Raw genomic sequence first — 12,986 nt, forward strand, 5'->3', positions numbered from 1 at the left:
CGCCCTTGTGACGATCGCCGGCCGGCGCCCCGGCACCCGCACACGTCCCCGCCCCACCCGCATCCGGGTGGGGCGGGGACGTTCGTGCGAGCGCAGTACCACCACGGCCGGCCCGGAACTCAGCGGAAGACCGGCCGGGCCCAAGGGGGCGGCACGGGCGGCGGCACGTTCCGCGCCGTCCCGCCGGGCCGGGGCCGGGCCGGGGACGACACGTCCGCACCCTTGGCGGCGCCGACTCCCGTTGCGGCACGCAGGGCCGCGAGGAATTCCAGACACGAGCCGTACCGGTCCTCGGGGATCTTCGCCAGAGCCTTCGCCATGACGTCATCGGCGGCCGGCGCGATCCCGGGCCGCCGCTCGGTCAGGGGCGGAGGCGGGTCGTACTGGTGGGCCCACAGCAGCGCCATCACGTCACCGTCACGCTCGAAGGGCGGCGCGCCGACGAGGGACTCGTAGACGACACAGGCGAGGCTGTAGAGATCGCACCTGCCTTCCACCGGCCGGCCGGAGATCTGTTCCGGCGCCATGTAGTCGACCGTGCCGACGAACTCCCCCGCGGTGGTGAACCCGGTGAGCGCCAGTGACCTCTTGGTCAGCCCGAAGTCCGTGAGGTAGACGTGTTCGGGGTGGTCGCTGTCGGTGCCCGCGGTGACCAGGATGTTGCCGGGCTTGACGTCCCGGTGCACCAGGTCGTGCTGATGGGCCGCGTCGAGTGCGGATGCCACCTGGGTGCCGATGCGCAGGGCGGTCGCGACGGGGAGCGGGCCGTCCCGGTCCAGCAGAGCCCTCAGGTCCAGACCGGCTACGTAGCGCATGGCGATGTAGAGGACGCCGTCGGTCTCGCCGGCTTCGTAGATCGGCACGATGTGCGGGTGGTCGATCTGCGCGGCCACCCTCGATTCGTGGGTGAAGCGGCGCCGGAACGTGTCGTCACGGGCGCGCTCCGGGGCGATCAGCTTGAGCGCGACCGTGCGGTCCAGGCGCAGGTCCTTCGCGCAGTAGACGACTGCCATGCCCCCGCGGCCGATCATCCGATCGACCCGGTAGCCCGCGATCTGCTTGCCGATCAGGCCGGAGGCCCGATCCGTGTACATGCTCACGCCAGATCCCGAAGCCATGGGGATGCCCCCGCCACCCGGTCGGACCGACGGGGCCCGGCACCGCCGCGGTGCCCGTGGGTGAAGGTGCCGATCATGCCGACCCCGTCCTCGATGGTCCGTGACCGGCCCGGCACGCACACTCCGCCTCGCGCCGCCGGTCGCGAGCGCCGCCCAGCGGACGACGCTGCCTAACCGAAGTCTATCCAGTGGTCCATCCGTGTGCCGGGTGGTACGGGGCGTGGAGCCGTCGCCGTCACCGTGCCACCCGGGCGGTCATCAGCCGGCGCCGCCGTTGCCGCCGCGGCCGCCTTGGCCGCTGGTCTCGCAGCCGACGCCGACGCAGATCCCGCCGTTGCCGCCGCGGCCGCCGTTGCCGCCGTCGCCACCGGGGGGCGCTGCCCCGCCGTTGCCGCCGTTGCCACCGTTGGCGCTGCCGGTGCACACGCCGGCGCAGATCCCGCCGTTGCCGCCGTTCGTACCGTTGCCGCCCGGGCCGCCACCGGTGCCGTTGCCGCCGTTGGCGCTGCCGGTGCAGAGCCCGGCGCAGATCCCGCCACTGCCGCCGTTGGTGCCGTTGACCGATCCCGTGCAGTTGCCCGCGCAGACCCGGTCACCGATGCGCACGCTGCCGTTGCCCACCTGGACGCTGCCCTTGCCCAGTTTGACGTTGCCGAGCACCGGGCCGCCGGCCTGGAGCCGGCTCCCGCCCGGGCGGCCGTCACCGGTGCCGGACGGGGGGCCGTGGGAGTGGCCGACGGATGCCGCGGCCGGCTGGTACGGCTGCGCCGGCGCTGCCGTGGCGGCCGGCGCCATCGCACCGGCGCCGATCAGGGTCGAGGAGATGACCAGGCCGAGACGGAAGTTCCAAGAACGCACACGCATGACTTTCACCCTTGTCTTAGAGATCGCTTTTCCGTTACGCGGTTCCGCGCGTGCGCCGCCCGCGCCTTTGCAGCGGAGGCCGGCGGTTCGACCCGCCGGCCTCGCTTCTTCCTCGGGGATTTCCGCCCCTGCTCGCCCTGCTTACCGCCCCCGCTCCGTACGGGTTCAGGAATCGCCGTTCATGAGGGCGAACCAGTTGCCGTCCAGATAGTCCTTCTTCCAGATGTCGAGCTGGTCGTGCGAGACGTCGTACTTCTTGGCGATCTTCTCCTTGGTCGCGTCCGAGTCGTCGGCGAGGAGCACCATGACGATGTAGACCTTGTCCACGACCGTCAGCTTCGACTTCGACTTGTCGGGCAGGTCGTCGAACCGGAGGCATCCCGAGCGGCCGGGCTTGCCGGGCTCACCCGGCTGACCGGGCCGGCCGCCCTTGCCACCCTCCCCGCCCTCCCCGCCCTCTCCGCCCCTGCCGACCGCGGCGCAGGGCTTCGGGTGGTCGGCGACGGCCTGGGAGCTGATGCCGGCCGGGCTGCGGGGCACGGACGCTTGCGCGGCGCACGCCGTGCCGGTGAAGAGAGCCAGGGAGGCCGCCGCCAGGATGAGCGGACGCTGCCAGGTACTTCTGAACATGGGGGTTCTCCATTTCCGTGAGGCACGGGTGTTTACTTACGGGCGCTGCGTCCCGGAGTCGCCGGCCGGCGGTCGGGACCGATCAGAGGGAGGGATGGGACGGGGGGTGTGGGGGGTGGAGGCCTCGGGGGCCTCCACCCCTGGGAACCGGGCCGGCTCAGAAGATGCTGTGGCCTCCTGCGCCACCGCCGCCGCCGAGGCCTCCGAAGATGCCACCGCCGCCCTTGCCGCCCTTGCCGCCGTTGCCGCCCTGGAAGACGCCGTCGCCGCCCTTGCCGCCCTTGCCGCCGTTGCCGCCGACCAGGACACCGTCGCCGCCGCCACCGCCGCCACCGGCGTTGCCGCCGAACAGGCCGCCGCCGCCGTCGCCGCCCTTGCCGCCGTTGCCGCCGATCACGCCGTCGCCGCCGCCACCGCCGCCACCGCCACCGCCGCCGGAGAGGACACCGTTCCCGCCCTTGCCGCCGTTGCCGCCGGTGCCGCCGGTACCCAGGACGCTGCCGCCGCCGGAGCCGCCGGAGCCACCACCGCCGCCGACCAGGCCGCCCCCGCCGTCACCACCGTCCCCGCCGGCGCCACCGGCGGTCGGGAAGGCCGCAGCCACGTGGGCGGGCATCGGAGCGGCCATCGCGGAGGAGGCCGGAAGGGCGATCCCTCCTGTGATCACCGCAGCCGAGGCGAACAGCGTCGCGAGGCGGAAACCCCGGCGGTTGGCACGGGCGACGTTGTTGGTGCGAATCTTGCGAGTCATGGCTTTCTCCTACTTGTGTCGATGGGTGGTTGACCGACCCGTAAATCCGGGACGGATGCGGTGACATCGGAGAGAGAAAGAATCCTCTGAGAGGAATTCGTTCCTTCCCTGTCGCCTCGTTCCTTTCTCGGTGAGGCCCGCACCACAAGTAAGCGCCGAGCGGCACACCCCGGTCATGTTCCGGGATGTCGGGACTTGTCAGGCCGGACGAAGCGGGCTATAAGGCCCACCCGCGCCCTCCCCCTAGCCGCGCGTGTCCACCACCGCGAGGAGCTTTCCGCTGGTCGGGCTGCGGTCCAGCGAGGCGCCGTCGACCGCCTCGACCACCAGGTCCAGCAGCCGCTCCGTCACCGCCGAGCGGAGCTCCGGGTAGCCGGCCAGGAACACCTCCCGCAGCCGCTCCGGGTCCGTGGCTGCGCCCTGCTCCACCCGTACGGTCAGCCGCTCGCGCGCCCGCGCGGCGTCGAGCCGGATCTGCAGCTCGCCCCGGTGGCCGCCGCGATCCTCGGCCAGGTCCAGGAACCGGCGGTGGTTGAGGAAGTACGTCGCCACCCGCATGACGTCGCCGGTGCGCCCCCTCAGCTCGAAGCGCGGTGCGTGCCGGCCGCAGGCGCAGCGGCCGGGGATCTCCCGGCCGAGGTCGCCGATCACGTACCGGCCCAGCTGCTGGCCGCGCCGCGCGTGCGTGGTGAAGACCAGCCGGCCCGTCTCGCCCGGGGCCACCGGCCGGTCCTCGGCCAGGTCCAGGATCTCCATCGTGTGCAGGTCGGCGTGCAGGTGGTGGACGCCGCCGGAGCTCTCGGTGCACTGGTAGCCCAGCGGGCCGAGGTCGGTGCTGCCGTAGGTGATCGAGCGGACGGCCGTGATGCCGAACCTGGCCTTGAGGGTGCGCTGCTGCTCCTGCGTGAAGTGCTCGCCGCCGTAGAAGACCTTGCGCAGGCCCCCGTACGCGCGCAGCGCGTCCGCCTCCGCGTGGAGCAGCTGCCAGAGGTAGGAGGGCATTCCGAAGAGCGTGTCGGCGCCGTGCTCGATGACGGCGCGGGCCGTCGCCCGGTGGTCGGGGCCGGCGGACAGCGGCAGCTGCACTCCGCCGAGCCGTTCCAGCACGGAGAAGAAGCTGATGAAGCTGCCGTACATGCCGCCGCAGTAGAACAGGTTGGCGGTGCGGTCCCCGACCGGGTCGTAGCCCGCGGCGAGCAGGCCGCGGGCGGCGGCGTGCATCTGGGTGTCGTAGTCGTCGTAGCTGAAGATCGACAGCGCCGGTGCGCCGGTGCTGCCGCCACTACGGAAGAAGAGTTCGGCATCGGCCCGGGTGACCTGCCGGCCCTGCTCCTGCACGTCCTCCTTGGCCAGCAGGGGGCCCGCGGGCCGCGGCAGGACCACGGGCCGGGCCAGGTCGTCCAGGCAGGCGGTGGTGGCGAAGCGGGCCGGGTCGGCCTGGACGGCGACGCGGCGGCTGTAGCGCTGCAGGGCGTAGACGCCGTCGTGCGGCTCGCCCGCGTAGCTGTCGAGCATGGCGCCGACCGGCGTGACCCGGGTCGCGCCCGCGGCCAGGACGGTACGGGAGAGTTCGGCGATGTCGGTACGGCTGCCTGCCAGGCCCGCCGTCTGCAGATAGCGGCGCATCGGGCGCAGGGTGGCGATCAGCCGCTCGCGGGGAAGCGGCTTGACCCACACGCTGCGGTTCAGCGGCGAGGCGGTGAGCGGGGACCGGGTGTCCGCCATGACCCGCCACGAGCCGTCGGGGGCGGCGAACACGCGGGTCAGTCCGAGGTGTTGCTCCAGCCGGGCCACCAGCTCGGTGGTGGTCAGCTCGGCCTCCTCCGCGGGATCCGGCTCGCCCGCCGCAGCGGCGGGCGCGGCCGGCGGCCGGGCGGCGAGGACCGCCGCGAACCGCTCGGCGAAGGCGAACACCTCGCCCTCGTCCGCCGTGTCGAGGTAGACCACCTGAGGGCTGGAACACGCCTGCTGCTCGTGCAGGCACACATCAGCCGCGAGGGCGTCGAGGGTGTCCGTGTCCGACCAGGCGTCGCCCGTCAGGTAGGCGAAGGAGATCCGGTGCCCCCATTCCACCAGCCTGCAGCCGGCCGGAACATGGCTCCTCACACCCTCGACGGCGCCTTCCCCGCCCCACACGGCGACGGCGTCGGCGGGCGCGCACATCAGGCGCAGCCACTCCTGCCGGGTGGAGGGGAAGCGCAGGACGACGATCCGCGCGGCCAGCGCGCCGCTGGGGTCCAGGGCCGCGAGCTCGGCCATCAGGTGCTGGCTCAGCAGGGTGTCGGCGCTGCTGGTCTTGAGGATGTTGACGTTTCCGGCGAGCAGGCCCTCGACGAGGCTCAGCGGCGCGACCGTCGCGGCGTTGCCCGGGGCGATGTGGGCGACCAGGCCGACGGGCGCCCATGCCTCGTAGACCGTCTCGCGCGGATCGGGCCGGTTCAGCCGGCCGGGAGTGGCGCTGCCGAGTTCCCGGCGGAGCTTGCGGGTCAGCTCGCGCCTGCTGAGGAGGCGGCCGAGCTCGCCCAGTACGGCCGGGTCCTCCCCGTCGGGCAGGTGTGCGGCGAGCCGGGCGCGTACCGGATGCACCGGATCGCGCAGGGCGGTGGCGAGGGCGTCACAGGCGGCCAGCACGGTCTCGGTCTCCAGCACCGTGGCCAGCGCGGCCTCGACCGTGGCCGGCAGGTCGGCGAGCCGGCGCCCGGTCTCCTCGTCTCCGATGAAGGCACCCTGCCAGTAGTTCTGCTTCTCGGTCTGGGCCACGGTCACGCCATTCCCTTCATCAGTTCCGCTGCGGCCACCGCGCAGCTTCGGTTGCGGCTCACTCCGGCACGGCCGTGGACGGTGAACCAGGGGGTCCGCAGCTCGCACCCGCAGGCCGCGCCCGGCTGGAGGGAGGCGAGGTCGCCCATCACCACGCTCTGCGCCGGTACCGAGGTGATGTACGGAGACACGAGGTGCAGGTAGCCCCGCTCCCCGTACGGCAGGGGTTCGAGCGTGCGGGTGGAGCGGATCGTCACCCGGGACCAGACGGGCGCGTGCAGCCGGTGGTGGTCGCACTCGATGTACGGGATGCAGTGCTCCACCGACCCGAAGGTGTCCCGGATCCGCTCCGCCGGGATGCCGAGCTGCTCGGTGACGCGGGCGTACAGCTCCTCCTTGCCGATGCGCCGGTCGGCGTGGCCCTTCCAGCCGCCGCCGAGCACGACGAGGGAGCCCTCGGGCAGGCGCAGCGGCGGCAGCCCCATGGCCCGCATGCGCTCCAGGGTGAAGAAGAGGAAGGCCGGGAAGCCGAGGATGCGGACCGGGGCGTCCTCCCGTTCGAAGCGGCGCAGTGCGGCGATGCAGCCGAAGGGGTCGAACTCGTGGTCGCCGCCGGTGTGGCGCAGGGCGTACTCGACACTGCGCGCCGGGGCGAAGTCGCACAGGTAGTTGTCGGTGAAGGCGGTCCCGAGGTTCAGTGAGGGGGACGGCTCGTAGCTGTAGAGCAGGTAGTTGACCTCCTGGTCGGGGGTGATCCAGCCGTTGCGCTCGAAGATCCTGGCGACCATGCGCTGGGCGGAGCGGATGGTCCAGTTGTCGAAGAACATCTGCGACTTCTGGCCGGTGGTGCCGGAGGAGGTCAGGTGCAGCTCGATCTCCTCGCGCGGGACGGAGAGCACCTCGTGCCGCTTGAAGAAGTTCGCGTGGACGAGCGGCGCGCGGTAGGGCTCCGCCGGCGAAGTGTCCTCGTACAGGGAACGGAAGAACTCGGAGCGCTCGGTGTGCCAGGCGTTGGTCTCCGCCATGGCGGCGGCGAACAGTTCGTCTTCCGCAGGCCCGCAGGCGTACGGATCGGTCAGATCGCACAGCCGTTGTACGTGGGCCAGTTGGGCCGGGTCCGGTACGGCGACCGGCGCGAGATGGGGGTTCATGAGGCAACCTCGGATGGTGTGGGCAGGTGGGTCGACGCCCAGGCCGACGCGTAGCAGTCCAGGTAGGGCTGGAGGGGCGGTTCGACGGCGACGCCGCGGAAGTCGATCCGTTCGCTGGAGCGGGACAGGACGGCGTAGTCGTGGAAGCCGTCGCCGTCCGCGCGCATCGCCGGGTAGAGGGCCCCGGCGACGAAGCCCTGGGCCAGGAAGGTGGAGAGGGCCTCCTGGTGGGCGAGCGGTACCAGGGCCTCGACGTAGCCGGCGCCGGCTCGGGCGAGGGCCCGGGTGACGGGTTCGAGGTACGCGGCCGCGGCGGCCGGGTCGGGGTGGGCGGTCAGCAGGGCGCCGTAGCCGCCGGCCCGGTTGAGGTAGGCGTATACCTCGAACCGGCCGTCTTCGGGGGTGAGCAGCACGTTCGGGGTGTGCAGCGGGTAGAACCAGCTCCCCGCGCCGGGGAACCGCTCGCGGAAGCGGCGGCGGACGAAGGCCGGTGCCTCGATCATCTCCAGCCGTTCGACGGCCGCTTGGCGCGCGGGAGCCGGTGGAGGGCCGTCGGCAGTGCGGACCCCGGGGTAGCCGATGCCGAGCGCGGCCTCGGCGGTGCGCAGCAACGGCAGCAGCGGGGAGGGCACTTCGGTGACGGGGACCCGGCGGTCGAGCACACCGGAGGAGTGACGCGCGTAGAGTGCGAGGCTCTCGCGGCTGCGCAGGTCTACGGCGTTGGGCAGGATGCCCAACGGGCGGAAGCCGTTGCGCGCGACGACGCGCTGCGGACCGGCGCTGACGGTGCGTACGGTCGCGTACACCGAGTCCAGCCGACCCGTGTCCAGCATCGCGGCGCACAGCGCCCCGGTGAGGGCGGCGGCCAGGCCGGCCGAGCGGTGCCCCGGGTGGACTGCGATGCCCTCCAGGCGGCCGATGCGGCTGCCCGCCTCGCCGTGGATGGCGGCGGACGCGGTCAGCGCCCCGGTGTCGGCGCACCGGCCGACGAGCCACAGGGAGTGCGGGTCCTCGATGAGCCGGGCCATCTCGGCCGGGTCGGTGCCGAGGGCCACGGGGTAGTGCGGCCCGTAGACGGCGTAGTAGAGCTGGCGCAGTTCCGCGATGTCCGCACAGGCGGCCGGGGTAATGAGGGGGGTCACCGGTGGCCTCCGACGAGTTCGGCGCCTCGGCCCGGCTCCGCATCCGGATCCGTACCCGGACCGGCTGCGGACGGCGCAGGTGTGCGGGACCCGAGCAGGGCCAGCGCGCAGGCGGCGGGGACCAGGCCGACGCCCTGCGCCAGGCACAGGGTCCGGGGCGAAAGGAAGTCGCCTGCGGTGCCGAACACCAGGGACGCCACCGGCAGCGAGGCGCCCAGCACGGCCTGCATCACGGCGAAGAAGCCGGGCTTGTCCGCCGCCGGCACCAGCCGCTGGAAGAGGGCCACGAAGCGGACGCTGACGGCCCCGGCACACCAGCCGGCCACGGCCAGGCAGCCCGCGAAGACCAGGCGGTGCGCGACCAGCCCGGGCAGCGCCAGGGCGAGGGCCATCAGGCTCAGGCAGCAGGCGCCTGCGATGGTGGGGCGCCCCGGCACACGGGTGCCGGTGAAGGCGCCGACCAGCGCGCCGGCTCCGAGGGAGGCCTCCAGCAGTGCCACGGTGCCGCCACCGCCCAGGAGGACCGAGCGGGTATAGAGGGGGATGACGACGAACACGGCGGTGGTGAAGAGGTTCGCCGCCGTGAAGCAGAACAGGATCCGCCGTACGTAGGGCAGTTCGCCGAGGATGCGGCGGAGCGGGCGCCGCCCGGGCACGGCCGCACCGGCGTTCGTGGTGGGCGCGGCGGTGCGAAAGCGTGCGCTCGTGACCAGCAGGGCGGCGCCGAGGTAGGCGGCCGCGCAGCCGGCGGCCAGCGCCGCCACGCCGGCCCGGTCGACGATCAGGGCGCCCAGCAGGGCACCGCCGAGGCCGGCCAGGGACTGGGTGGACAGCTCGAAGCCGGTGGCCGTCTCGATGTCGGCATCGGCCACCAGTTCGGGCACGGAGGTGGTCAGACAAGGGTCGAAGAACGCCTGGCAGGTGGCCAGGGCGAGAGCAGCGGCGTACACGGCGGCGAGCGGCGGGCCGTCGCCGTGCGCCCACAGGGCGAGGGCGCCCGACGCGGCGCCGGCCAGACCGGCGGCGGTCCGCAGGACCGAACGGTGGGCGAAGCGGGCGACGGCCGCGGCCACGAGGGGAGCCAGCGCTACGGCGGGCAGCGTGCAGGCCGCCATGAACAGCCCGGAGGCCAGGCCACGGGCATCGCGCACGGCGTAGGCGACGATCCACCACGACACGCCGACCTGGAACATGCGCACGGCGGCCTGGGTGAGGACCTGGCCGAGCCAGACGGCGCCGAAGGCGCGGTTGCGCAGTATCAGCGGGACGCGTCGGCGGCCGGGGCCGGCCGGGCCGCTCCCTCCGGTCTCGTCCGCGGTGACGGCTGTGGCGGTCATGCGGTCGGCCTCTCGTCGAGGACGCGGACGAGCTTGCCCGAGCGCGGGTTGACGGCCAGGTCGCGGTGGCGCGCCCACTCGACGGACAGCGGATGCACGAACCCGGCGCGCACGCTGTCCGGGTACAGCGGCCGTACGGTCTCCAGCTCGGCGACGACGGCCTTGGCGAGCGCCTCCCGGTGGGCGGTCACGTCGTCTGAGGCGGCGCCACCGGGAGCCGTGGCCAGCCGCAGGACGAGACCGTCGCGGCCGTCCCAGCGGCGGACGACGAGCTGCATGCCGACCACGTACCCCGTGGTGTCGGCCGTGGCCACGGCGTCCTGGGCGTCCTGCGTGTACAGGGACACCGGGCCCACCCGTACGCCCTCCTCGGCGCGGCCGAGGATCCGGAAGTGCCCGGGCCCGGTTCCGGTCCACTCCGCCCGGTCGCCGGCGGGGTAGCGGATGATCGGCATGAGGCGGCGGAAGAGGCTGGTGACGACGACCCGGCCGGGCCGCCCCGGTTCGGTGATGGGCTCATCGGTGGAGTCGTCGAGGATCTCGACGGCCGAGTACGGGGTGAAGGCCCGGTGCACCCGGGCGTCGCCGCCCGGTACGGGGCGGCCGAGCAGGCCGGCGTCGACGCTGGCGTACCCGACGGAGCGGACCTCGGCGCGCGGGAAGGCGGTGGCCAGCAGGCGCCGCTGATCGTCGAAGAGGGCCTCGCCGCCGAAGAGCAGCAACTCCACCTCTTCGAGCGGGACGCCCGTCGAGACGGCCTGTTCGGCGAGCCGGCACAGGGTGGTGGGTGTGCCGGCCAGTACCTGGGCGGCGAGGTCGCGCAGCGTGGGGATCGTGGACTCCAGCGGCGCGCCGCCGCCGATGGGGAGGCGCACGTTGTCCACGGGCGCGTGGGCGAGCGAGTCCAGGACGAAGAGGAAGCTGGCGTACAGCTCCCCTGCGTAGAAGAGGTCGGCGACGCGGTGTCCCGGGCGCAGCCCGGTGTCCACGAGTCCTTGGCCGAAGGAGGTGACGAACGTGCGCCACTCGTCGCGGGTGTAGACGGAGAACTTGGGCGATCCGGTGGTACCGCCGGTCTTGTAGAGCGTGGCCTCGCTGAGCGGTCCGGTCAGTACGCGGCTGTCGGGCAGGGTGTTGGCCGCCCAGAACTCCTGCTGGTCGACCACCGGCAGGTCGGTGAGGCGGTCGACGTCGGACGGCAGGGAAGCGTAGAGGTCGCGGTAGAAGGGCGAGTTGTGACGGGCGAAACGTATGAGGTCCGGAAGTTGCTGGGCGGACATGGGCCTTTGCCTAGGTGACGGGAACGGGATCGAGGGAACCACGGCAGTCCGCGGCGAGAGCACTGATTCGCCTGCGTGATCAACCGGTGTGAGCGGGGGCCCCCGGCGCCCCGCCTCCTCGACGCACGGCAAGAACTGACGTGCAGTCACGATGATGAAACATCAGTGCGCTTCTCACCAAATTGGGCAAGGATTTCCGGCCAGGGCGGTCGTACTCGCCATTATTCTGCGCAGGGCCGCGATCCGCTGCTGCTCACCAGGGGTGCCGGCCGACCCTCCTGGAGGGCTCCGGCGTCGAGCGGCATACCGCCATCCCTACCGATTTCTGCGCGGCGCCCTCCCCGGCGATGTGCCGGACCGGGCCGAACCTGCGGTGCGGCGCGGCCCTTGGCCATGGGTACTGCATCGCCGCACCGCCGCGCCCGAGGGGGACGCCGTCCGGGTGGCGTCGCCCGTTCGCCCGCTCGAAACGAGCGGCGGTCGGCACGGGGCGTGTTGTGCTGCGGCCATGGCCGTACGGCCGCAATCGGTGCCGGCCGCGTTCGTGGGCCGGCCCATCAGACCGTGGAGGAAGACCGATGTCTCGTTTCCCAGACAGCCGGCGCACCGGAAGCACCGTCCTGGCCCTGCTCTGCGCCGTGCTCCTGTACCGGGCAGCACTCACCGATCCCAGCGCCCATGCGGCCACCGGCTCCTATAAACCTGGCGTCAACTGGGATGCGATCGCCCAGTGCGAGTCGGGGGGCAACTGGCGAGCCAACACGGGCAACGGACACTACGGCGGTCTCCAGTTCACCCACTCGAGCTGGAAAGCCGCTGGTGGCCGCCGGTACGCCGCACGGGCCGACTTGGCCACGAAGAACGAGCAGATCGCCACTGCCAAGAGGCTGGCCGCCATGCAGGGCATGGGCGCTTGGTCCTGCGCCCGCCGGTAGGAAGCACAGTCGCTAGTTCGGGGTGCGCAGCTTGAGAACGTACGCCGCGGTGAGCGCGACGGCCCGGTCTTCGTCCTGCGTCAGATCTGCGAGGGCACGTGACGCCCTGCTCCCCGGGATGTCCGCGAGCGCCTGGGTCAGCCGTTGACGCGTGGCCGGTTGCACGGCGCCGCGGGTGAGGCGGGCTACCAGTCCCGCAGCGATCCGATCCGCCAACGCGGGATCACCGGCCAGCGCGCTCAGCGCATCGGCCGCGTCGGCGTCGTTCCGCTCCTCGACGACCATGCCGATGAGTGTCGGGACCGCCTCGGCCACTCCACGTGCCCCGAGCGCCAGAGCCGCGTACCCGCGGACCACGATGTCGGGGTGCGTGAGGGCGTCCCGCAGCAATGCGGTCGCCGCACCGTTGTCGATCTCGGCGATGGAGCGGACGGCACGTTTGCGCACGTCGGCGGCGGGTGAGCCGAGGCCCTCCGCCAGCAGTTCCAGCCCGTCCCCACCCGATTGCGCCAGGGCCCAGCGAAGGGCTCCGGCGACGTTCGGGTCCGACTCGCTCAGCACGGCCTCGACCAGTGCTTCCACCGGCACGGGAACTTCCCCGGCCGCGGACAGGGCCGCGCGCTGCCGCGCCGCCGCGCTCTTGGACCCCAACGCCTGGAGGAGCGCGACGATCTGGAGGACGTCCCCCCAGTCGGCGGGTGCCGCGGCCCCGATCCGGCGCAGTCGCGTGAGCAGCTCCGTCTCCGCCGCGATCCGCTCTCGCGTCTGGCGGACGAGGTCGCCCACGAGCTCCGCGGGCGCGAAGCCGGGATCATCGAGCGCGCGTCCGACGTCGCGCAGCGGCAGCCCCAACGACCGCAGGCTCTCGATGTGGAAGATCCGCCGGATGTCCTCGTCGGAGTACTCCCGGTAGCCGGAACCGGTACGACCCGTCGGCCGCACCAGGCCGAGCGATTCGTAGTGCCGGAGCATGCGGGCGCTGACCCCGGACCGTCGCGCGACATCGCCGATCAACACT

Annotated in this window: 11 protein-coding genes; 1 reads left to right on the plus strand and 10 read right to left on the minus strand. The window is 72.8% G+C overall.

Annotation, left to right across the window (positions count from 1 at the left end; translation table 11 throughout):
* Positions 1–119: 119 nt before the first annotated feature.
* The 9 genes from ACWGH1_RS20045 to ACWGH1_RS20085 all read right to left on the minus strand — a co-directional run bounded on the left by ACWGH1_RS20045 (position 120) and on the right by ACWGH1_RS20085 (position 11,033).
* Entirely contained in the window at positions 120–1,094 is a 975-nt protein-coding gene (locus ACWGH1_RS20045) for a serine/threonine-protein kinase (protein WP_453357232.1), read from the minus strand.
* 282 nt (positions 1,095–1,376) lie between these two features.
* Positions 1,377–1,982: a hypothetical protein gene (locus ACWGH1_RS20050; protein ID WP_453357230.1), complete on the minus strand. Its 606-nt coding sequence runs from the start codon at positions 1,980–1,982 to the stop codon at positions 1,377–1,379.
* Between the two features lie 165 nt (positions 1,983–2,147).
* The gene (locus ACWGH1_RS20055; protein WP_453357231.1) at positions 2,148–2,612 is read right to left on the minus strand and encodes a hypothetical protein; all 465 of its coding nucleotides are present in this window, start codon (positions 2,610–2,612) and stop codon (positions 2,148–2,150) included.
* A gap of 157 nt (positions 2,613–2,769) precedes the next feature.
* Positions 2,770–3,363, minus strand: coding sequence for a hypothetical protein (locus ACWGH1_RS20060; protein WP_453408865.1), 594 nt, complete (start codon positions 3,361–3,363; stop codon positions 2,770–2,772).
* Positions 3,364–3,606: 243 nt separating this feature from the next.
* Positions 3,607–6,129: an acyl-CoA reductase gene (locus ACWGH1_RS20065; protein WP_453408866.1), complete on the minus strand. Its 2,523-nt coding sequence runs from the start codon at positions 6,127–6,129 to the stop codon at positions 3,607–3,609.
* A complete protein-coding gene (locus ACWGH1_RS20070; protein ID WP_453356527.1) occupies positions 6,126–7,274 on the minus strand; it encodes a LuxE/PaaK family acyltransferase in 1,149 nt (382 codons plus the stop codon). Before ACWGH1_RS20070 ends, ACWGH1_RS20065 begins: the two co-directional genes overlap by 4 nt.
* Positions 7,271–8,416, minus strand: coding sequence for a GNAT family N-acetyltransferase (locus ACWGH1_RS20075; protein ID WP_453356528.1), 1,146 nt, complete (start codon positions 8,414–8,416; stop codon positions 7,271–7,273). The genes ACWGH1_RS20070 and ACWGH1_RS20075 overlap by 4 nt, the downstream gene beginning before the upstream one ends.
* Positions 8,413–9,753, minus strand: a complete 1,341-nt coding sequence (locus ACWGH1_RS20080) for an MFS transporter (RefSeq protein WP_453408867.1) — start codon at positions 9,751–9,753, stop codon at positions 8,413–8,415. Before ACWGH1_RS20080 ends, ACWGH1_RS20075 begins: the two co-directional genes overlap by 4 nt.
* Positions 9,750–11,033 carry a phenylacetate--CoA ligase family protein gene (locus tag ACWGH1_RS20085; protein ID WP_453354326.1) on the minus strand — a complete coding sequence of 428 codons (1,284 nt, stop codon included), beginning with the start codon at positions 11,031–11,033 and terminating at the stop codon, positions 9,750–9,752. Before ACWGH1_RS20085 ends, ACWGH1_RS20080 begins: the two co-directional genes overlap by 4 nt.
* 578 nt (positions 11,034–11,611) lie before the next feature.
* Here ACWGH1_RS20085 and ACWGH1_RS20090 point away from each other — a divergent pair.
* Positions 11,612–11,968 (plus strand): transglycosylase family protein, encoded by a 357-nt coding sequence (locus ACWGH1_RS20090; protein WP_453354327.1) that lies wholly within the window; start codon positions 11,612–11,614, stop codon positions 11,966–11,968.
* A 12-nt stretch (positions 11,969–11,980) separates the two neighbouring features.
* Here ACWGH1_RS20090 and ACWGH1_RS20095 read toward each other — a convergent pair whose 3' ends face one another.
* Entirely contained in the window at positions 11,981–12,985 is a 1,005-nt protein-coding gene (locus tag ACWGH1_RS20095) for a HEAT repeat domain-containing protein (protein ID WP_453354328.1), read from the minus strand.
* Position 12,986: the final 1 nt, after the last annotated feature.

Source organism: Streptomyces sp. NPDC054883, from assembly GCF_053610645.1.